Here is a 20,301-nt window from a genome sequence, read left to right on the forward strand (position 1 = left end):
CACCTGTGAGCGAATCAACCAAACTTGTGGCAACCGATCCCCAGCGCCTGCTCGTCATCGACGGGCACTCCATGGCCTTCCGCGCCTTCTACGCATTGCCGGCGGAAAACTTTGCAACCGACACCGGGCAGCACACCAACGCGGTCCACGGCTTCGTGTCGATGCTGCTGACGATGATCCGGCAGCAGAAGCCCACCCACGTGGCGGTGGCCTTCGACCTGGACACCCCCACGTTCCGCTCACTGGAATACACCGAGTACAAGGCCGGGCGCAACAAGACCCCGGAAGAGTTCTACGGGCAGATCGACCTGATCCAAAAGGTCATGGAAGCCATGAACATCCCCACCATCACCATGGACGGTTTCGAGGCCGACGACATCATCGCAACCCTCGCCGCGAAGGGCGAGGCAGCGGGCCTGGACGTGCTGGTGGTCTCCGGTGACCGCGATGCCTTCCAGCTGATCACCCAGAAGACCCTGGTGCTCTACCCGAAGAAGGGGATCTCCGACATCCCGCCGATGGACGGGGACGCCGTCGAGGCCAAGTACTTCGTGCGCCCCGAGCAGTACTCGGACCTGGCCGCCCTGGTCGGCGAGACCGCCGACAACCTCCCGGGCGTGCCCGGGGTGGGACCCAAGACCGCCGCGAAGTGGATCAACCTCTACGGCGGGCTGCCCGGCATCCTGGAGAACATCGATGCCATCAAGGGCAAGGTCGGGGACTCGCTGCGCGAGAACGTGGACAACGTGACCCGCAACCGCCGCCTGAACCACCTCTTGCGCGACCTCGAGCTGCCGGTGGGCATCGATGCCATGGAACTGGAGCGCCCGAACCGCGAGGCCATCGAGGAACTCTTCGACGCCTTGCAGTTCAACACCCTGCGCAAGCGCCTCTTCGACCTCTTCGGAGACGAGCCGCAGGACGCCGTCGAGGCAGCGGTGATCCCGGTGCACGAGGTGCTCGGCGACGCCGCGGCGCTGCAGGGCTGGTTCGGCGCCCACGGTGCGCAGCTGCTGGGCCTGCATGCCGCCACCGCGCCAGCTTCCGGCGGTGCCGGCGTTCTCGGCGTGGCCTTCGCCTCCAATGACGCCACCGCCTTCGTCTCCCTTCAGGACATCGACGCCGAGACCCGGCAGGCGCTGGCCAAGGTGCTTTCCTCGACGAGCTATGCCAAGGCCGTCCACGACTTCAAGGGCACCTACAAGCTGCTGCTGGAGCACGGGCTGGAACTGGCCGGGGTCGTCGATGACACCATGATCACCGCGTACCTGATCCAGCCGGACCGCCGCAGCCACGAGTTGCCCGACATCGCAGCCCAGCACCTGCGCATCCCGCTGGAGGAACCCAAGGCCCCGGCCGACGGGCAGCTGGCCTTCGACCTCGAAGGCCCGGACCATGCCACCCCGGCGGTGCGCGCAGCCCACGTGGTGCGCCAGCTGTCCCAGCACCTGGCCGGGATGCTCGTGGAGCGCGGGGGAGAGACCCTGCTCAAGGAGCTGGAAATGCCGCTCTCGCTGGTGCTGGCGCACATGGAGATGGCCGGCATCGCCATCGACACCGCCAAGCTCGACGAGCTCTACGACGGTTTCACCGCCGGCATCAACCAGGCCACCGACCAGGCCTACGAGGCCATCGGCCACGAGGTCAACCTCTCCAGCCCCAAGCAGCTGCAGGTGGTCCTCTTCGAGGAACTGGACCTGCCGCGGACCAAGAAGATCAAGACCGGCTTCACCACCGACGCCGAGTCGCTGCAGGACCTGCTGGAGAACACCGGGCACCCGTTCCTGAAGGCGCTGATGGCGCACCGGGACGCGAACAAGCTGCGCCAGACCGTCGAGGGCCTGCGCAAGGCCGTGGCCCCCGAGGGCCGCATCCACACCACTTACGCGCAGACCGTCGCGGCGACCGGACGCTTGTCTTCGCTGAACCCGAACCTGCAGAACATCCCGGTGCGCTCCGAGGCCGGCCGGCGCATCCGCGAGGTCTTCGTCGTCGGCGAGGGCTACGAGACGCTGCTGACCGCGGACTACTCGCAGATCGAGATGCGCGTCATGGCGCACCTCTCCGAGGACGAGGGATTGATCCAGGCCTACAAGGACGGCGAGGACCTGCACCGCTTTGTCGGCTCGCACGTGTTCAACGTCGAGCCCGAGGAGGTCACCAACGAGATGCGCTCCAAGGTCAAGGCCATGAGCTACGGCCTGGCCTACGGGCTGAGCTCCTTCGGCCTGTCCAAGCAGCTGCGGATCTCCGTCGACGAGGCCCGCACGCTGATGAAGGACTACTTCTCCCGCTTCGGCGCGGTCCGCGACTACCTGCGCGACGTCGTCACCAAGGCCCGCGTGGACGGCTACACCGAGACCATCTTCGGGCGGCGCCGCTACCTTCCGGAGCTGGCCAGCGACAACCGCCAGCTGCGCGACATCGCCGAGCGGGCCGCGCTGAACGCCCCGATCCAGGGTTCGGCTGCCGACATCATCAAGCGCGCGATGCTCGGGGTCGAGGAAGGCCTGACGGAGGCCGGCCTGAAGTCGCGGATGCTGCTGCAGGTCCATGACGAATTGGTCCTCGAGGTCGCCGCGGGCGAGCTCGAGGCCGTCGAGGCACTGGTGCGCGAGAAGATGGGCGCGGCCGCGGATTTGTTGGTCCCGCTCGATGTGCACGTGGGCATCGGCACCTCCTGGCAGGACGCCGGACACTGATGCTTGGCGGGCACCTGCGCCTCGGAAACGTCGCGGTGGAACGCGGCGCCGACACCGGCGTCGCGTCCCCGGGCTATGCCGCCTGGGTGAACGCGGTGTGGGAGGGGTTCTATCACTACAAGCCCACCACCGCCGAGCAGCTCGAACAGATGCTGCAATCCCACCAGGTCGACGAGCGGGTGCTCACCGCGGTCTGGGACGATTCGCGCCCCCGGGACCTGGTTGACCCGCTGGTGCCGGTGGCCACCTACGGCACGTTCGCCAAGACGCTGAACCTCGGGGCCGCCGTGGTCCCGGCGCACCTGGTCACCGCGGTCACGGTGCGGCCCACCCACCGGCGCCGCGGCATCCTGCGCGAACTGATGTCCGCGGACCTGGCCCGCGCCAAGGACGCCGGGTACCCGGTGGCCGCGCTGACCGCCTCCGAGGCGACCATCTACGGGCGCTTCGGCTTCGGCCGGGTGACCGAGACCCAGGTGCTGCACCTGGATGTGCGCGGGGACGTGCGCTTCCACGCGCCGGCGACCGGGTCCATGGTGCAGCTTGCACCGGAGAAGCTGGCACCGATCGCCCCGGCGGTCTTCGAGCGTTTCCACGCCGCCCGCCGCGGTTCGGTGGGACGCCAGGAGGCCTACCTCCGCCACGCCACCGGCGCCTGGGGCGAGGAGGGCCCGGAACCGGAACCCCAGCTGCGCGCCGCGGTGTACCTGGACGGGACCGGGGACATCCAGGGGTACGTGACTTACGTCTTCGGCGGCTGGGACCCCAAGCCGATCACGCTCAAGGTCCGCGACCTGGTCGCGGCCACCGAGGTGGCCCGGCGCGAGATCTTCCGCTTCCTGGCCAGCTTCGACCTCATCGAATCGGTTTCCTGCCCCTTTGCCGCGGCGAACGACCCGCTGCCCTGGGCCTTGGAAGACCCGGCCCGCGTGCGCTTCAGCGAACGCGGGCACGGGCTGTGGGTGCGGGTGCTGGATGTGCCCGCGGCCTTCGAGGCCAGGGAATACCGCGGCACCGGTTCCTTCACGCTTGCGGTCACCGACCCGATGGGCCTGGCCGCCGGGCGCTACGGCTTTGACATCCGCGAGGGACGGGCCAGCGTCTCGACGCTGGCCGAGGCGTCCCCGGCGGATGCCACATGTGGCGTCGTTGCCCTGGCACCGCTGCTGCTGGGCTCCGTCGGCACCGCCGAGCTCGTCGCCGCCGGATTGCTGGAACCGGCCTCGCCCGCCCGGACGGGCGAGCTGGCCGCGTTGCTGGACATCCCCGGCGTGCCGCACGCCATCAACGGGTTCTAGGCCCATACCGGCAGCGGCCCCCACCCACCCGATCCCCATCCAGAGAGCACCCCACGACCATGAGTGAAGACACCACGATTCGCATTGAACGGTTCGAACCCGAGCTCATCGACGGTGTCCCTTCCGCGGCCACCGTGGAATTCCTCACGGCCATCAGCCGCGGCTTCCACGAGGCCGCGCTGGAGCCCGAGGAACTGAAGATCCTCGCCGGGCTCGAGGCCAACGACAACACCACCTTCACCGCCGTCTACGACGAGGCAGCGGTGCAGCCCTCGCTGCACGCCGAGGCCCCGGTGGCCACCTATGCCTCGTTCCCCGGGACGCTGAACATCGGGGGAGGGAACCTGATGCCGGTGCACCAGATCACCTCGGTCACCGTGAGCCCCACCCACCGCCGCCGCGGCCTGCTGCGCCGGCTGATCACCGAGGACCTGGCCGGCGCCCGCGAGGCCGGGATGGTGTTCGCCGCATTGACCGCCTCGGAGGCGACCATCTACGGGCGCTTCGGGTTCGGCCGGGCCACCCAGCGGGCACGCTTCGCGCTCAAGACCCACCGCGGGGCGGACCTGCGCGTGGAGCACGAGGGCACCGTGGTGGCCATTGCCCCCGGGGAACTGAAGAACTACGCCCCGGGCATCTTTGCCGCCGCCCACGCCCACACGCTCGGCTCGATCAGTGCCACGCAATTCGACGTGGGCCAGGCAGCCGGGCTGTGGGAGGACTACGACTCGCTCAAGCCGGTGAAGAACCTGCGCGCCGCCCTGCACCTGGATGCCCAGGGCAGGCCCGACGGGTTCATGAGCTACCTGTTCTCCGGGTGGAAGACCGCCCCGCCCACCATGGAAATCGGCCAGATGTGCACCGCCACCGGTGCCGCCCGCCGCGAACTGGTCGCGTACCTCGGCGCCCACGACCTGGTGGAAAAGATCACCGGGCGCGGACCGGTCGACGACGTGTTGCCCACCGCCCTGGAAAACGCGCGCGCCTACAAGGCCACCTCCCTGGGGGACCACCTCTGGCTGCGCATCCTTGACCTGGAGACCGCGCTGTCCGCGCGCAGCTACGGGCGCGACGGGAACATCCGGCTGCGCGTGCACGACGCCCTGGGATTCGCCGACGGCATCTGGGACCTGGTGGTCCAGGACTCCGCAGCCGGGGTCAGCCGGGCACCGGAAGGGGCCGTGCCCGAGGCCAGCGTGGATGTCCGCGACCTGGCCTCGCTCTACCTGGGCGGCTTCAGCGCCACGCACCTGGCCGCCTCCGGGGTGCTCGAGGTCCACACGCCCGAAGCGCTGGGCACGCTCAACGCCCTGTTCGCCACCGACACCATTCCCTACTGCCAGGCGGATTTCTAGCTCAATGCCCACACCGTTTCCCGGCTCCCCGACGGGGCGCCGCACGCTGCTCGCTGCCCTGCTCGGGACCGGTGCCACCCTGCTGGCCTCCTGCGCCGCGGATCCGCTGTCCCCGAAGGGTCCCGCGCCAACCGCCGCCACGGCGCCGTTGCCCCCGGCACCCGCACCGTCGCCGCCTGCCGCGGCAGCCGCCCCGGCCCGCGCGGTGCCCAGCCGCAGCGCGGTTCTCTCCGCCTACGCGTCGAAGCCCTCCGGCGCGTTCGGGCTGGAGGTCAATGGCATCGAGCTGGGCCTGCCGGCCTCGGCGCGCGGAGCCGCGCTGACCTTCGACGCCTGCGGGGGACCGAACGGCGAAGGCTACGACGCCGCGCTGGTCAAGGTGCTGCGCAAGCACCGGGCGCCGGCCACGCTGTTCATCAACCAGCGGTGGGCGGCGGCCAACGAGGGGTTGGTCCGGGAGCTGGCCGCCGACCCGCTCTTCGAGATCGCCAACCACGGCACCACCCACGCGCCGCTGGCCAGCCGGGGGCAGGCGGCCTACGGCATCCCGGGCACCGCCAGCATTGCGGCCGCCTACGACGAGATCATGGACAACCAGCGCTACCTGGCCGACACCTTCGGGATCCAGGCGAAGTTCTTCCGTTCCGGGACCGCGTACCAGGACGAGCTCGGTGCCGCGCTGTGCCGCGAGCTGGGCCTGGTCCCGATGAATTTCACCGTCAACCTCGACGCCGGGGCGACGTTCCGGGCCGCGAGCGTGGCGGCGCAAACCAGGGCGCTGCGTGCGGGGGACGTGGGGATCGGGCACTTCAATCGCCCGGCCTCGGAAACCGCCCGCGGCGTGGCCGAGGCGTTGCCCGGGCTGCTCGAATCGCTGGCAGTCCGGAAACTGGCCCTGCTCACGCTGTCCGAGGCCTTCGGGGCCCGAACCGGTGCCCCGTCGGCTTGACAACTTGCAGGTTTGCCGTTTTGACCCGGCAGGGTGCAGGGGAATAGACTAGGCGAGCGTGTTGCGGCTATTGCCGTGCCCGCACCCAAGCTAAATTCGGAATATGCCGGGGCTTCCGGCTGCCCGACTCATACAGACTATCCACATCGGAGTCCCTACTACATGACCATCACCTCCAACGAGAAGACCAGTGCCCCGGTCGTTGCAATCAACGACATTGGCTCTGCTGAAGACTTCCTCGCTGCCGTCGACGCCACCATCAAGTACTTCAACGATGGCGACCTCGTCGAAGGCATCGTCGTCAAGGTTGACCGCGACGAAGTTCTGCTCGACATCGGTTACAAGACCGAAGGTGTCATCCCTTCCCGCGAACTTTCCATCAAGCACGATGTTGACCCGGGCGACGTTGTCGCCGTCGGCGACAACGTCGAGGCCCTCGTCCTCACCAAGGAGGACAAGGAAGGTCGTTTGATCCTGTCCAAGAAGCGTGCTCAGTACGAGCGTGCCTGGGGCGACATCGAAAAGATCAAGGAAGAAGACGGCGTCGTTACCGGCACCGTCATCGAGGTGGTCAAGGGCGGCCTTATCCTCGACATCGGCCTGCGCGGCTTCCTGCCGGCATCGCTTGTCGAAATGCGCCGTGTGCGCGATCTGGCTCCGTACATCGGCCAGGAAATCGAAGCCAAGATCATCGAGCTGGACAAGAACCGCAACAACGTTGTGCTGTCCCGCCGTGCATGGCTCGAGCAGACCCAGTCCGAGGTTCGCTCCACGTTCCTCAACAAGCTGGAAAAGGGCCAGGTTCGTCCGGGCGTCGTTTCCTCCATCGTCAACTTCGGTGCATTCGTGGACCTTGGCGGCGTAGACGGCCTCGTCCACGTTTCCGAGCTGTCCTGGAAGCACATCGACCACCCGTCCGAGGTTGTCGAGGTTGGCCAGGAAGTCACCGTCGAGGTTCTCGAAGTGGATCTGGACCGCGAGCGTGTTTCGCTCTCGCTCAAGGCCACCCAGGAAGATCCGTGGCAGACCTTCGCCCGCACCCACGCCCTTGGGCAGGTTGTTCCGGGTAAGGTCACCAAGCTTGTTCCGTTCGGTGCATTCGTGCGCGTCGAAGACGGAATCGAAGGCCTCGTGCACATCTCCGAGCTGGCCGTGCGCCACGTGGAGCTGGCAGAGCAGGTTGTCTCCGTCGGGGACGAGCTGTTCGTCAAGGTCATCGACATCGACCTCGAGCGTCGCCGCATCTCGCTGTCCCTCAAGCAGGCCAACGAGGGCGTCGATCCGGAAGGCACCGAATTCGATCCGGCACTCTACGGCATGGCCGCAGAGTACGACGAAGAGGGCAACTACAAGTACCCGGAGGGCTTCGACCCGGAGTCCAACGAGTGGCTCGAAGGCTTCGAGACCCAGCGCGCAGCTTGGGAGCAGCAGTACGCTGACGCCCAGACCCGCTGGGAAGCCCACAAGAAGCAGGTTGCCCAGCACCTGCTCGACGACGCAGCCGCAGAATCGGCTCCGGCCGAGTCCGCTTCTTCGTCCTACTCCTCGGAAGCCCCGGCTCCCGAGGCAGGCACCCTGGCATCCGACGAGGCCCTCGCAGCACTGCGCGAGAAGCTCACCGGCGCCTAAGCTTTCCTGCGCCAACGGATCATTGATCCACGCGAGGTAGCTTGACCGAAGGCCCCTTCCACCACGGGTGGAAGGGGCCTTCGGCGTTCCCGGGTAGGGTGGAAATGATCATTAAGCCCTCTTTGACAAGGAATACCTTGGTTTCGTTGCCTTCCGTGCCCGGCCAGCTTCCACTGGTCGCGCTCTCCACTCCCGCGGGAGGGACCCTGCCGAGGCGGCCGGGCACCAACCTCTTGTTCTGGGCCGCGTGGCTGGTATTGGCCGCGTCGTTGCTGCTCCACCTGGCCAACGGGCCGGAGGCGAAACCGGCGAGCTTTGCCGAGTACATGCGCGCCGTCGAGTCCCCGGTCCCCGAATGGGTCCACTGGGCACGCGACGGGTTGCTGGCCTGCCTCAAGGCGCTGGTCTTTGCCGGATTCGTCCTTCTCCGCAGGCTTCCGGGCATCGGCCTGCTGGTGGTCTCCGGCATCGCGGCGGGCAGCCACGTGCTCGGGCAGCCGGCCTGGACCTGGACGGTCGCCGCCGTGCTGCTGATTGGGATTGCGGGCACGGACGCGTGGGCCCGGGTGCGGCAGGTGCGCTTCCTGTGCCCGCGCGATGCACCCAAGGCGTGGGTGTCGCAGGCCGAGCTGCCCGAGGGCTGGCCGCGACTGCCTCCCGGCAAGGGCCGGTTCACGGCCCTGGGGCTCGGAGTTCTTGGATTCCTGGCCGGGGCGCTCCTGCTGGCCGGACCCCATGCCCGGCTCCTGGAGGCGCCGATCCTCAAGGAGAACGACGACCCGTTGGAAAGCTGGCCGCTGGCACTTGCGGTCCTGGGTGCGGTGGTGGCCCTGCAGGCCCTGCTCGTGTTGCTGGGGCAATTCCTCGTGACCCCGCGCCACGGCTGGCTGGTCATCGACGTGGGGGATGCCGACCCGCACGAGGTGTTCGAAGCGCTCGAAACCCAGCTTCCCCCGATGCCGCTGGGCGAAGCCCGGCGCACGCGGGGCTGCACGTGCGCCGAGGGCCTGGAGCCCGAAACGGAGGCCGGGCCGCGTGCCTCGATCTGGGTCGATGAGGAGTGCCCGGCCCACGGTGCCGGGCACCTGAACTCCCTGGCCGCCGGGGACTTCCTGCTGCTGGCCGACAAGCAGTGGACCTACGACGAGGTGTCGGAGGCGTTGGATCCCCACACCGAGCACCGGGCAACAGGCAGGCTGCTGTTCCATGTGGGATCCATGCGTGGTGCATCGCTGTACCAGGACACCGGGGCACGGCATTCCGGGTTGCTGGTGGCCGAACGGTTGCGGCGCCGCGCGGCGAAGGACCGCGAGCCGGCGGGCCCGAGACTGGCAGAGGCCATGGATTGGCTGGGCGAGGACGAGCTCATCGACGTCATCGACCTGCGCGCCATCGGCCTGTCCGGGTGCGCGCTGCGCAGCCACGGGAACATGCCGGGTTATTTCCCGGAAGCCGCCCCGCAGCTACTGAAGCCCTGATTCCGGGGGAGCGATCCCGAAACGACGTTCGGGCTCGATCGACGCCACCCCGCGCACCCCGGCCAGCCGGGCCCGCCCCGAATCCTCGGCGTGCCCCACCACCTGGCCGAGGCTGCCCAGCACCCGGTCGATGGCCAGGCCCGCTTCCTCCAGGTCGTGGGCAACCTCCTGGACCCGTTCCAGGTAGGCGTCCTGGACGGTCACGATGAAGGTGGTGCTTGGCGGCAGCGGTGTCCGGCCGGAGTCATCCATGGCCGTAGTAGCTTTCCGGTGATTCGTCCTCCGGTGCAGGTTCCTGCGCTGCCGGGGCCGGCGATTCGGGAGCGGCCGGGGGAGGGGACTGCACCAGGCCCGCTGCGACATCGACGGAGGGCCGCTCCAGCCGTTGGGCTTCCTGGGCCAGCTCCGCCCACAGTTCGCGGCCGCGGAAACCGGTGGCCTCGCACAGCAGCGCGGCGACGCCCGCGGCATGCGGGGTCGCCATCGAGGTGCCGCTGATGGTGTTGTAGCGCTGGGGCATCGGCCACGAGGAGTAGATCCCCACCCCGGGGCCGGCAATGTCGACCTGGCCGCCGCGTCCCGGCAGCGTGCGCGCGGAGAAATCGGCGACGGCCAGTTGGGAATCCAGGGCACCGACGGCCATGATGTACGGGCTGTTGGCCGGAGCCCCGACGAATCCCGGCTCCCCGGCCGAGCGCCGCGCGTTGTTCCCGGCCGCCGCGATGATCAGCGTGCCGCGTTCCAGCGCGCGCCGGCCCGCGGCCACATAGGGCGGGTGCACCTGGCGCACGTCGGCGCCCAGGGACATGGAGACGATGTGGCAGTCGTGTTGCAGCGCCCAGTCGATCCCGGCCAGGATGCCGGAGTCCGTTCCGGACCCGTCGTTGCCCAGGACCTTGCCCGCATAGATGGAGGCGCCGGGCGCCACCCCGTAGCCGCGGGCCCCGTCCAGGGCGCGCGGACCGCAGGAGGTGCCAATGCAGTGGGTCCCGTGCCCGTGCCCGTCGTGGGAATCCTCGCCGTCGATGAAGGACTCGGTGGTGACGTCGCGTCCGGCGAAGTCCGGGTGCCCGGCGTCGAAGCCGGTGTCCAGCACCGCCACCCTGACCCCGGCCCCGGTGTACCCGGACTCGGCGGCGAGCACCGCCGCCAGCCCCCAGGTCGACGAGGGGGTGTCGGCGAAGGCCGGGGCCGCGGAAGCCTCGGGGCCGGTGGCCGCCGGCAGGATCCGGTACCGCATTTCCGGGACGATGTGCATGGGCAGGCCCTCGGAGCTGCAGCGGGCCCGCAACTCGCCCAGCTGCCCGGATTCCGCGTCCACCACCGCCACGCCGAGCCGCGGGAAGTAGCCCTCGAGGTCGAAGCCCTGGGCCTCGAGCATGCCGGGCACCTCGTCCTGCAGGGCCCTGGCGCCGAAGCGGGCGGAGGCCCCCGGCCCGGGGCGGTCAAAGACCACCACGAAGCGTCCGGGAACCGGAACGGCGGCGGTTGAAAGCGGCTTGTCGGGGTCGAACATCGTGGCTCCTTCGTCAGGTGGGCGCGCCGCGATCCGGAAGCCATGGCCCCGGGAGCAGCATCTGCTGGCAGTCGAGTACCCAGAACCCTACCGTCGTTCCCGGGTCCCCGGTAGTGCCGGGGACCCCGGAACCCGCCGGCAGGAGCCCGGCCATCAGTCGTGCGTGGCCACGGGACGGAAAGCGACCTCGTCGGTGCGCAGCAGCGAGAAGTCCTGGTTGGGGTAGTCGAGTCCGGCGAAGTACGCGTTGGTGTGCGCGATGATCTGGTCGCCGGTCAGGGACTGGCCCTCGAAGGTCTCCGCTCCGGTGGTGTGGGCATCGCGCACCACCGTGACGTCGTAGCCCATGGCTGCCGCCCGGCCGGCCGCGGTGCGCAGGCAGTAGTCGGATTGGGCACCGCAGATCACGAGGCGTCCCACGTCTTGGGCGATCAGCGAGGCGTGCAGCCCGGTGCCGGTGAAGGCGTCCCGGTAGGACTTGAAGATGCGGTGCTCGTCGTCCTGCGGTTCCAGTCCGGCGGCCAGGCGCCACGGCGTTGAATGGCGCTCGAATTCGCGTTCGTCCTGCACCCAGTAGATCGGCGTGCCGGTGTCCCTGGCCCGGGAGACCAGGTCCTGGATGCGGGAGACGACCTTCTTGGGATGCACGCAGTAATCCATCACGCCTTGCTGCATGTTGATGATGACAAGTGCGGTCTTTGAGCCTTCGCGATGTTCGTCCATGCCAGCAGTATTGCACCGCTTCGGGGCCCGGGCCGGGATATGGCGCGCGGAGCCGGGACCGGCGAGCCGCCGGGGGCGGGCGTCAGTGCCAGAATCCGGCGAGCCGCCCGGCCAGCGCCCTGCCCTGCTCGCAACCGGCCCGGGCGGCGGCCGGACGCGTCGAGGGGTCCATCATGTTGTTGCCGAAGGCCTCGAGCGAACCATCATCCGGCAGGATGGTTTCGACCCCGCTGCCGCCGGCGCGCAGCTCGTCGACCTGCACGGCCAGTCCCATGCCCCATTGCGCCGGGTGCCGGGTCCGCCCGCCGAGCGGGGAGAGGACCAGCACCCGCCCGCAACCGGCCGCCAGGTCGGCATTCTCGCTCGATCGCCGGTAGCCGCCGTCGATGAACCAGTCTTCGCCGATGCCGTAGGCGGTGGCGGCGGCACAGCTGGCGGCCACGGCGTCCACCAGGTCGACCCCGCTGTGCCTGTCGAACACGACCGGTTCCCCGGTGCGGGCATCGACCGCCGTGAGAAGCATCGTTCGCTCCGGCCAGTGCCGGACGGGCAGCCGGGCCGCGACCGTGTCGCGCCACCGCGCCTGCCCGGAAGCCTCCGACGCCGCCTCCAGCTCCAGCGCGGCCGCGCCCATCCTGCGGCGCATGTCGGCCGGGTCGGCGGCGGCGGAGATGAGTTCGCCCGTCCTGCGCAGGTGCCCGGCCGCCGATTCCGCGGCAGCGCGTCCACTGCCGGTTCCTCCGCCTGCGGTTCGTTGCGGGGGTTCGGCGGCCAGGATGTCGGCCAGCAGCCGGGCGGGGCTTGCGCCGGAGATCTGGGCCGCGGCCGTGGCACCGGCCGAGGTGCCGATGAGAACATCGGCATCGGTCACATCCAACCCGGCCGCGAGGAGGCCTGCGATGACGCCGATCAGCCAGGCGTTGCCGGCCGATCCGCCGCCGCCCAGGACCAGCGCCCGTTCGTTCGCGGTTCGTGCGGTCCGGGCGGTGTCGAGCGCGGGCAAGGTGAAATGCCTGGTGTTAAAGGGATGTGAATTCATGGGAGTCGCCTTTCGCGATGTGCCTGCGGGGCGCTCCCGGTGGCGACTAGTGAGGTCGCGCGATCGTGGACTGCAGGGGAGCACCCACTGTGGATACTGCGTTCATGGGGGACTCACCTCCTGCCGATGGTTCACGATCACCGCAAAAATACCACGCCGAAAAGCCGGTGCACAACGGTGGAAGCCCGTCGGCCCCGGGGTCGGGAAGACCCCGCGCCAGGCCGGGGATTTTCCTTGTCCTTGGGGCCGGTGCATGCATAGGCGGAAGCCGTGGCCAAGACTAAGATATGCGCCATGAACGAGGCGCATTCCATCGCGGTCATCGTCGCCCACCCGGACGACGATGCCTACGGTTGCGCCGGTTCCATCGCCCTGCACGAGCACGACCCCGGGTTCAGGTTTGTCCTGGTGCTGGCCACGGACGGCGCCGCCGGGCAGATCTCCCGCGGCGTGCCGGCGACCCCGGAGACCCTGGGCGCCTGGCGCCGGGTGGAAAGCTCCAACGCCTGGAAGGCCCACGGCACCGTCCCGGTGCGGCACGAATGGCTGGGGTACGCCGACGGGCACGTCGCGGAGGCCGACTTCGAGGAGCTGGTGGCCCGGCTGCAGTCGATCCTGGAAGCCGAGCGGCCGCAGGTCGTGGCGACCTTCGGTCCGGACGGGATCACCGGGCACCGCGACCACATCGCCATCGGGCGTGCCGCCGACGAGGCGTTCCACCGCGCCAGGTGCGTGCCGGGACCCGGGTTGCGCCGCCTGGTCCACGGGGCGATCCGCGCCTCGGTCTTCGAACGCTGGAACACCGCCCGGCGGCGCGCCGGCGCCGAGGCCTGGGACCCCGGGCGCGAATACCACCTGCGACCGGTCCCGGACGAGGCCATCTACATCGAGGTCGACACCTCCGCGGTGTGCTCGCGGATCGTCGCCGGGCTGCTGGAGCACCGCAGCCAGCGCGAGGTGCTGATCGAACCGGGCGCCAGCGTGCGCCGCTGGGAACGGATGGTGTCCCGCGAGCCCGCTGTCATGGCGTGGCCGCCGCGTGCCGCCGGGCAGCCCGTGCTCGCCGACCTGTTCGAGGGGCTTTGAGGCGAACCGGGGCCTACGCCTTCGTCGACACCGTCACGGTGAACTTCGGGTTCCGCGCCACCTGGCGGGTGGGGCCCACGAGCTTTTCGAGCTGGCCGCGGTAGCCCAGGTGCGAATTCCAGACGCACCACAGTTCCCCGCCCGGTGCCAGCACCCGGCCGGCATCGGCCATCAGCTTCAGCGCGATCCCCGCATGCACGGTGTTGCCCATGTGGAAGGGCGGGTTGAGCACCACCAGCTGCTCGGTGGCATCGGGCAGGGTCCCGAGCGCGTCGTCCTGCACCGCGGTGACGCGGTCCGCGACCCCGTTGGCCGCGGCGGTGGCTTCCGTGGAAGCGACGGCGGAGGCCGACTGGTCGCAGGCGTGGACCGAAAGCCGCCGGTGCTGCACCGCGAGGTACGTTGCGATGGTGCCGTTGCCGCAGCCCAGGTCCACCGCGCGCCCGGTTCCCGGCGGAATCTCGAGGTGCTCGAGCAGGAAGCGGGTGCCTGGATCCAGCTTGGCGCCTCCGAAGGTCTGCGCGTAGGCGCGCAGTTCCAGCGGTGCCTCAAGTCCCACGGCGAATGATTGCCGCAACGGGAAGCGTGCCTCGGGGCGCTGCGCGGCGGGAAGCAGGCCGGTGGCGGTGAGCACCCGGGACTTCTGCCGTCCCAGCGAGGCGGAGACGGTGGCGAAGTACCGGCCGAGCAGCTCGTTCATCGAGAGGTTCATGTGCTTGATGCGCCCGGCCGCCATGACGGTGACCTCGGGGCGGGCGTGTTCGGCAAGCGCGGCGAGCATCTCCTCCAGCGCGTCCAGCGACCGCGGCAGCGCGACCAGCACCAGCGAGGCGCCCTCCAGCAGCGCGGCGCCCAGGGGCAGCTGCCGGTAGTCGCCGGCAAGCCCCGGCAGCAGGGCCGCGGCGTTTGCATCGATGGCACGGGCCCCGGAGAGCGCGTCCTGGTGCACGCGGATGCCGCGCACCCCGGCATCCAGGGCCCCGAGGACCAGGGCGCCGTAGTGGTCGCCCAGGACCACCACCCGGCCCGGCTCCGCGGGCCATCCGGCCTCGGAGGCCAGATCCAGCAGCAGCCGGTCGGCGGCATCGACCGCGTGCAGGTTCGCGGCCTCCACGTCGGGCCAGCGGCGCAACAGCCCAAAATCCAGGTTCAACGGACATCCACCCATTCGGTTCCAAGGTCTTGTGCGCGCGAGGCGCCGGCGGTCAGCGTGGCCAGCCGGTCGTCGAACGCGGCCAGCAGCGTCGCTTCGTCGTTCAGCGCGACCCGCAGCGTGGCGGCGCTCGGCCCGTAGTCGGTGCCCAGCACCTGCACCCCGGCGGAACGCAGGTCGTTTTCCAGCCGGCCGGCGGCGGCGTAGTCGGCCTCGAGGCCCAGGATCCGCAGGCGTTCGCGGCGCAGCAGCGGGGCCGCATCCAGGGCGCTGGACACCGATTCGGAGTACGCGCGCACCAGCCCGCCGGCGCCCAGCAGGATGCCGCCGAAGTAGCGCACCACCACCGCGGAAATGTCCGACAAATCGGTCTTCCCGGCGTCGGTTTCCCGCTTGGCCAGCGCGTCGAGCATCGGGATGCCGGCGGTGCCCGAGGGCTCCCCGTCGTCGTTGCTGCGCATCGCGGTGCGGTCGGGTCCCAGGATGAACGCGCTGCAGTGGTGCCGGGCGTCGAAGTGCTTCTTGCGCAGCTCGGCCACCAGGGCGCGGGCGGCGGCCTCGGATTCGACCCGGCGCAGGTAGGTGATGAAGCGCGAGCGCTTGATCTCCAGCTCGTGGACGAAGTCCCCGTCCACCGTCGTATAGGCCGTCGCCACAGAATCGTTGTCCATTACCGATCCAGTCTAGTGTTTAGCGCCCGTGGATGCCCGCCGGGGCATTGTCGCTGCCGGGGCCCGGTGGGAGAATCTTGTACGTGGGCCAATGGCCGAAACGGGGCGCAAGCGGTGCTGCAACTGAACTTGCTTGGGGAACAACGACTGACCAGCCGGGACACGGACCTGGCGGCCGGGGGTTCGCGCGCCGTCGAGCTGCTGGCCTACCTCGTGGTGCATCCGGGGATCCGGGTGCCGCGGTCCGTGCTGGCCGGCACCTTCTGGCCCGAGACCCCGCAACCGCAGGCGATGACCAACCTGCGCCGCGAACTGCACAACCTGCGCCGGCTGCTGGACGGCGTCGATGCGCTGGGGATGTCCGACGGTGCCATCGGCGCGCTGGAGTGTGCGGGGTTGCGCGTGGATGTGCAGGTCTTCTCCGCCGAGCGGGCCGCGGCGCTGCAGGCGGCGGGCAGGGACCCTGCCCGGTTTGTGGCCCACGCCCAGGCGGCGCTGCGGGAGTACCGGGGGGACCTGATGCCGGGGAACTATTCCGACTGGGTGCCCGAGGCGCGGGAGAAGCTGCTGCGTGAATGCACCGCCCTGTGCGACGAGGCCGCCGCGGCCCTCACCGCGCTGGGCCGGGGGCAGCGGGCCCTTCAGGTGGCCGGACGGCGCGTCACCATCGCACCGCTGGAGGAGCTCGGCTACCGGGGCCTGATCCGCGCCCACCTGGCCCTCGGGGACCGGCCCGCCGCGCTGCACGCCTACCACCGCTGTGCCGACGTGCTCGAGAACGAACTCGGCGTGGCACCGGCGGCCGAGACCCGCCGGTTGCTGGGGCTGCCCGCCCCGCACCCCGGGGCACCGGGACCCGCCGCCCGGCCGGCGGCGGCCGGCAACCTGACGGTGGGACGGGACCGCGAGCAGGAGGTGCTGGAAAGCTGCTGGGAGCAGGCCCGGGCCGGACGGCCGGCCCTGCTGGTGCTCTCCGGCCCGCCGGGGGTCGGCAAGACGCACCTGGCCAAGGCACTGGGCCAACTGGCGCGCACCGGCGGGGCTGCAGTTGCCTTCGCGCGCTGCGTCGACGCCTCCGGGCGCATCCCGCTGGCCCCGGTCGCCGGATGGCTGCGCGGCCGCGACATCGCCCCGCTGCTTGCCGCGCTTCCGGAATCGATCCGTCACGAGGCGGCCCGGCTGCTGCCCGAGCTGCCCGATCCCACCCCGTCCGCGGGGACCGACGTGCCACCGGGCCCGGGCCGCGCCATGGTCGATGCCTGGCAGCGTTACCGGTTCTTCGAATCCCTGGCCGGCGCCGTCGCGGCCCCCGGCCGGCCCACCCTGCTGGTGCTCGATGACCTGCAGTGGTGCGACCCCGACACCGCGGCCTGGATCGCCTTCCTGCTCGATTACCCCGCGGCCCGGCAGCTGCTGCTGGTGGCCACCCTGCGGGAGGGCGCCGACACCCAGCCACCGGCCGTCGGCGCCCTGCTGGAAGGCGCCCGCAGCGCGGGGCTGCTGCACCGGCTGCGTGTCGCACCCCTGGACCAGGCGGCGGGCGCCGAGCTGGCAGGCCGGATCCGCGGCCGCCCGCTGGGCACCGACGAGGCCCGGCTGCTGGCCGCCGCCACCTCCGGCTTCCCGCTGTACATCCTCGAGGCGGCACGCGCGGCGCCGGGCGACGGATTCGGCACGCTGCTGGGTCGGCGGCTCTCCCGCCTGGGCCCGGCGGCCCGGTCGGTGGCCGAGCTTGCCGCCGCCTTCGGGCGGGGCATCAGCCTGGAGCTGCTGGCCGAGGCCGGGAACCTGGACACCGTCCGCCTGGCCGCTGCCCTGGACGAGCTCTGGCGCGAAGGCATCCTGCTGCCCACCGGCGCCGGCTACGACTTCGGCCACCACCTGCTGCGCACCGCAGTGCGGGAGAACACCACCCCGGCCGGCCGCTGGCTGCTGCACCGCAGGCTGGCGAAGTCCCTGGAACTGCTGAACGCGGGAAGGCTCGATGCCGTCGCCGCCACGCTCGCCGAGCACTACGAACTGGGATCCAACCCGGAGCGGGCCCTGCCTTTCCACCTGCGGGCCGGCGCCGACGCCGTGCGGGTGTTCGCGAACTCCGCCGCGCTGAAAAGCTACGACCAGGCACTGGGGATCATCGGCCGGCTGCCCGCCGGAACGGAGCGCGACGAGGCCGAGCTGTCGGTGCGCCGGGCCATGTCCCCGCCGCAGACCGCGCTGCTGGGCTACTCCTCGGCGGCGTTGCTGGGGAACCTCGAGCGCGTCGGTGCGCTGGCCGAACGGCTGGGCCGGCCTTCGGTGCACTCGGCCAGCCTCGTCGGGCTCTTTGCCGGACGCTACGTCCAGGGACGCATCGAGGATTCCTACGCCATCGCCCGCCGGGCCCTGGACCTGGCCGGGGACGACCCGGCCCTGCTGGGGCAGGCGCACTTCGCCGTGGCCGGAGCGGCGCAGGGCTCGGGGCGGATCGCCGAGGCCATCGAGCACTTTGCGCACTGCACCGACGACTCTCCGCCGGGCTACTCCTACATCCTGGGCACGCGGCTGCACATCCATGCCCGCGCCTGGGGGGCACACGCGCACTGGCTGGCCGGGGACGACGACGCCGCCGGGCGGCTGTGCGCGCAGGCGCTCGCCGGGGCGCAGTCCGGCGGGCACATCTACACCCGTGCCGTGGCCCTGGCCTATGCGGCGGTGCTCGGGCAATGGCGCGGGGACCGGGCCGCGGTGGCCGAGAATGTGGCGGAGCTGATCGCGCTGTGCCACCGCTACGACATCGCCTACTACGGGCCGTGGGGCGAAATCCTGGCCGGCTGGCTGGCCGGCGGGGAGCCGGGCGCCGCAAGGATCCGCGCCGGGATCGGGGCGTTGCACGCCCAAGATGCGCTGGCGCGGATGCCCTACTGGCTGTGGCTGCTGGCCGTGACCCTCGCCGAGGGCGGGCGGCGGTCCGATGCGTGCGCGGTGCTCGATGCGGCCCGGGCCACCGCCGCCCTGCACCGGGACCGCTGGTGGCTGCCCGAGGTGCTGCGCATGCGTGCGCTGCTCGATGCGGGGGACTCCGCCGCCGCCCTGCTCGATGAAGCGCGCGAGGTGGCCCGCGCGCAGGGCAGCAACGCCTTGCTGGCCCGGCTGGGGCCCGGAGCCGCGTAGGCGAACGCCCGGCGAACAGGGCCGCGCCTAGCGTGTATCGCGCCACCCACCCCCTACCCCAACAGGAGCCAACCATGGAAGCCCCGAGCCAAACCACCGAAACCGCCGCGGAGCTCTTTGCCCCGCTGCGCACCTCCCTGCGCGGAACCCTGACCCTGCCCCAGGACGCCGCCTACGACGAGGCACGCGCCGTCTACAACGGCATGGTCGACCGCCGCCCGGCCGCCATCGCCCGGGTCGCCGACACCGCGGACATCGTCGCGGCCGTGGACTTCGCCCGTGAAAACTCCCTCGGGCTCGCGGTGCGCGGCGGCGGGCACCAGGCCTCCGGGCTGGCCGTGGCCGACGACGCGCTGGTCATCGACCTGGGCGCGATGCGCTCCACGACGGTGGACCCGGCGGCGCACACCGTGCGGGTCGACGGCGGGGCGCTGTGGGCGGATGTCGACCACGCCACCGTGGCCTTCGGCCAGGCCGTCCCCAGCGGCTTCATCGCCTCCACGGGCGTGGGCGGGTTGGCCCTGGGCGGCGGCATCGGCTACCTGACCCGGCGCTTCGGCCTGACAGTGGACAACCTGCTGGCCGCCGACGTGGTGCTGGCCGACGGCACCCTGGTCACGGCCGACGAGCACCGGCACCCGGATTTGTTCTGGGCGCTGCGCGGCGGCGGGGGCAACTTCGGCGTCGTCACTTCCTTCACCTTCCGCATGCACGAGATCGGCGAGCACGGCACCGTCATCGGTGGCCCGGTGTTCTACGACCTGGCCGACGCCCCGGCGGTGATGCGCTGGTACCGCGAACTGCTGCCCGCCCTGCCCGAGGAACTCTCCGGCTGGATCGGCCTACTGACCATCCCTCCGGCCCCTCCCTTCCCCGAGGAACTCTGGGGACGGAAGGCCTGCGCCATCATCTGGTGCTACACCGGGGCGCACGAGGTGGCCGACGCGGTGCTGGCACCGGTGCGCGGGTTCGGCTCCCCGTTGCTGGTGGGCCTGCAGGCCATGCCCTTTTCCGCGCTGCAGTCGGCCTTCGACCCGCTGTTCCCGGCCGGGATGCAATGGTACTGGCGCGCGGACTTCGTCACGGAGATCTCCGACGCCGCGATCCAGGTCCACGCCAAGTACGGGGCGGCGCTGCCCACGGGGTACTCCACCATGCACCTGTACCCGATCGACGGGGCCGCCGCGCGCGTCCCGGCCGATGCCACGGCCTTCGCCTACCGGTCCGGCGGCTGGGCCGGGGTCATCGTGGGAGTCGACCCGGACCCGGCCAACGCGGAACTCATCACCGAGTGGACCAAGGCCTACTACGACGAGCTGCATCCGACCACGGCCGGCGGGGCGTACGTGAACTTCATGATGGAGGAGGGAACCGACCGGATCCGCGCCTCCTACCTGGGCAACTACGAGCGGCTGGCCCGCATCAAGGCGCACTACGATCCGGGCAACCTCTTCCACCACAACCAAAACATCGTGCCCGCCGGCTGAGCAGGCCGGCCTCTGGCCCGGTTTCCCGTGGGCCGACGCTGACGCGGAAGCCCGGGAAATCCAAC

15 protein-coding genes are annotated in these 20,301 nt (G+C 70.6%); 9 read left to right on the forward strand and 6 right to left on the reverse strand.

What is annotated here, in order from left to right:
- The first annotated feature begins 71 nt into the window (after positions 1–71).
- The 6 genes from polA to FPY90_RS01770 all read left to right on the forward strand — a co-directional run bounded on the left by polA (position 72) and on the right by FPY90_RS01770 (position 9,411).
- Positions 72–2,702 carry a DNA polymerase I gene (gene polA / locus FPY90_RS01745; protein WP_498685488.1) on the forward strand — a complete coding sequence of 877 codons (2,631 nt, stop codon included), beginning with the start codon at positions 72–74 and terminating at the stop codon, positions 2,700–2,702.
- Positions 2,702–4,000, forward strand: a complete 1,299-nt coding sequence (locus tag FPY90_RS01750) for a GNAT family N-acetyltransferase (protein ID WP_498683472.1) — start codon at positions 2,702–2,704, stop codon at positions 3,998–4,000. Before polA ends, FPY90_RS01750 begins: the two co-directional genes overlap by 1 nt.
- Before the next feature lie 59 nt (positions 4,001–4,059).
- Positions 4,060–5,355: a GNAT family N-acetyltransferase gene (locus FPY90_RS01755; RefSeq protein WP_498683474.1), complete on the forward strand. Its 1,296-nt coding sequence runs from the start codon at positions 4,060–4,062 to the stop codon at positions 5,353–5,355.
- Between the two features lie 4 nt (positions 5,356–5,359).
- Positions 5,360–6,304 (forward strand): polysaccharide deacetylase family protein, encoded by a 945-nt coding sequence (locus FPY90_RS01760; protein WP_498683475.1) that lies wholly within the window; start codon positions 5,360–5,362, stop codon positions 6,302–6,304.
- 162 nt (positions 6,305–6,466) lie between these two features.
- Entirely contained in the window at positions 6,467–7,933 is a 1,467-nt protein-coding gene (gene rpsA, locus FPY90_RS01765; protein WP_071213302.1) for a 30S ribosomal protein S1, read from the forward strand.
- A 146-nt stretch (positions 7,934–8,079) separates the two neighbouring features.
- Positions 8,080–9,411: a hypothetical protein gene (locus FPY90_RS01770; protein ID WP_498683477.1), complete on the forward strand. Its 1,332-nt coding sequence runs from the start codon at positions 8,080–8,082 to the stop codon at positions 9,409–9,411.
- Here FPY90_RS01770 and FPY90_RS01775 read toward each other — a convergent pair.
- The 4 genes from FPY90_RS01775 to FPY90_RS01790 all read right to left on the reverse strand — a co-directional run bounded on the left by FPY90_RS01775 (position 9,397) and on the right by FPY90_RS01790 (position 12,689).
- Positions 9,397–9,663: a hypothetical protein gene (locus tag FPY90_RS01775; RefSeq protein ID WP_498683479.1), complete on the reverse strand. Its 267-nt coding sequence runs from the start codon at positions 9,661–9,663 to the stop codon at positions 9,397–9,399. The two genes, FPY90_RS01770 and FPY90_RS01775, sit on opposite strands and share 15 nt — an antisense overlap.
- Positions 9,656–10,927 (reverse strand): S8 family serine peptidase, encoded by a 1,272-nt coding sequence (locus FPY90_RS01780; protein WP_498683480.1) that lies wholly within the window; start codon positions 10,925–10,927, stop codon positions 9,656–9,658. The genes FPY90_RS01775 and FPY90_RS01780 overlap by 8 nt, the downstream gene beginning before the upstream one ends.
- Before the next feature lie 153 nt (positions 10,928–11,080).
- A complete protein-coding gene (locus FPY90_RS01785; RefSeq protein WP_071213298.1) occupies positions 11,081–11,650 on the reverse strand; it encodes an isochorismatase family protein in 570 nt (189 codons plus the stop codon).
- 82 nt (positions 11,651–11,732) lie between these two features.
- Positions 11,733–12,689 carry a patatin-like phospholipase family protein gene (locus tag FPY90_RS01790; RefSeq protein ID WP_498683482.1) on the reverse strand — a complete coding sequence of 319 codons (957 nt, stop codon included), beginning with the start codon at positions 12,687–12,689 and terminating at the stop codon, positions 11,733–11,735.
- Positions 12,690–12,983: 294 nt separating this feature from the next.
- Between FPY90_RS01790 and FPY90_RS01795 the strand changes: the two genes are divergently transcribed.
- Complete coding sequence (locus tag FPY90_RS01795) at positions 12,984–13,775, forward strand: PIG-L deacetylase family protein (RefSeq protein WP_498683483.1); 792 nt, start codon at positions 12,984–12,986, stop codon at positions 13,773–13,775.
- Positions 13,776–13,788: 13 nt separating this feature from the next.
- Here the strand turns inward: FPY90_RS01795 and FPY90_RS01800 are convergent, their stop codons facing one another.
- Entirely contained in the window at positions 13,789–14,943 is a 1,155-nt protein-coding gene (locus tag FPY90_RS01800; protein WP_498683485.1) for a class I SAM-dependent methyltransferase, read from the reverse strand.
- Entirely contained in the window at positions 14,925–15,599 is a 675-nt protein-coding gene (locus FPY90_RS01805; protein WP_071213294.1) for a YigZ family protein, read from the reverse strand. Before FPY90_RS01805 ends, FPY90_RS01800 begins: the two co-directional genes overlap by 19 nt.
- Positions 15,600–15,713: 114 nt before the next feature.
- On the opposite strand from FPY90_RS01805, the gene FPY90_RS01810 reads away from it, so the two are divergent.
- Entirely contained in the window at positions 15,714–18,749 is a 3,036-nt protein-coding gene (locus FPY90_RS01810; protein WP_498683486.1) for an ATP-binding protein, read from the forward strand.
- A gap of 74 nt (positions 18,750–18,823) precedes the next feature.
- Positions 18,824–20,236 carry an FAD-binding oxidoreductase gene (locus FPY90_RS01815; protein ID WP_498683487.1) on the forward strand — a complete coding sequence of 471 codons (1,413 nt, stop codon included), beginning with the start codon at positions 18,824–18,826 and terminating at the stop codon, positions 20,234–20,236.
- Positions 20,237–20,301: the final 65 nt, after the last annotated feature.

It is taken from the genome of Arthrobacter sp. C2, from assembly GCA_024207135.1.
Taxonomy (GTDB): Bacteria; Actinomycetota; Actinomycetes; order Actinomycetales; family Micrococcaceae; genus Paeniglutamicibacter.

Excerpts from the sequence above, each read along its gene's own strand:
- polA (WP_498685488.1), top strand. The coding sequence starts at position 72 with ATGGCCTTCCGCGCCTTCTACGCATTGCCGGCGGAAAACTTTGCAACC.
- FPY90_RS01750 (WP_498683472.1), top strand. The coding sequence starts at position 2,702 with ATGCTTGGCGGGCACCTGCGCCTCGGAAACGTCGCGGTGGAACGCGGC.
- FPY90_RS01755 (WP_498683474.1), top strand. The coding sequence starts at position 4,060 with ATGAGTGAAGACACCACGATTCGCATTGAACGGTTCGAACCCGAGCTC.
- FPY90_RS01760 (WP_498683475.1), top strand. The coding sequence starts at position 5,360 with ATGCCCACACCGTTTCCCGGCTCCCCGACGGGGCGCCGCACGCTGCTC.
- rpsA (WP_071213302.1), top strand. The coding sequence starts at position 6,467 with ATGACCATCACCTCCAACGAGAAGACCAGTGCCCCGGTCGTTGCAATC.
- FPY90_RS01775 (WP_498683479.1), bottom strand. The coding sequence starts at position 9,663 with ATGGATGACTCCGGCCGGACACCGCTGCCGCCAAGCACCACCTTCATC.
- FPY90_RS01780 (WP_498683480.1), bottom strand. The coding sequence starts at position 10,927 with ATGTTCGACCCCGACAAGCCGCTTTCAACCGCCGCCGTTCCGGTTCCC.
- FPY90_RS01785 (WP_071213298.1), bottom strand. The coding sequence starts at position 11,650 with ATGGACGAACATCGCGAAGGCTCAAAGACCGCACTTGTCATCATCAAC.
- FPY90_RS01790 (WP_498683482.1), bottom strand. The coding sequence starts at position 12,689 with ATGAATTCACATCCCTTTAACACCAGGCATTTCACCTTGCCCGCGCTC.
- FPY90_RS01795 (WP_498683483.1), top strand. The coding sequence starts at position 12,984 with ATGAACGAGGCGCATTCCATCGCGGTCATCGTCGCCCACCCGGACGAC.
- FPY90_RS01800 (WP_498683485.1), bottom strand. The coding sequence starts at position 14,943 with ATGGGTGGATGTCCGTTGAACCTGGATTTTGGGCTGTTGCGCCGCTGG.
- FPY90_RS01805 (WP_071213294.1), bottom strand. The coding sequence starts at position 15,599 with ATGGACAACGATTCTGTGGCGACGGCCTATACGACGGTGGACGGGGAC.
- FPY90_RS01815 (WP_498683487.1), top strand. The coding sequence starts at position 18,824 with ATGGAAGCCCCGAGCCAAACCACCGAAACCGCCGCGGAGCTCTTTGCC.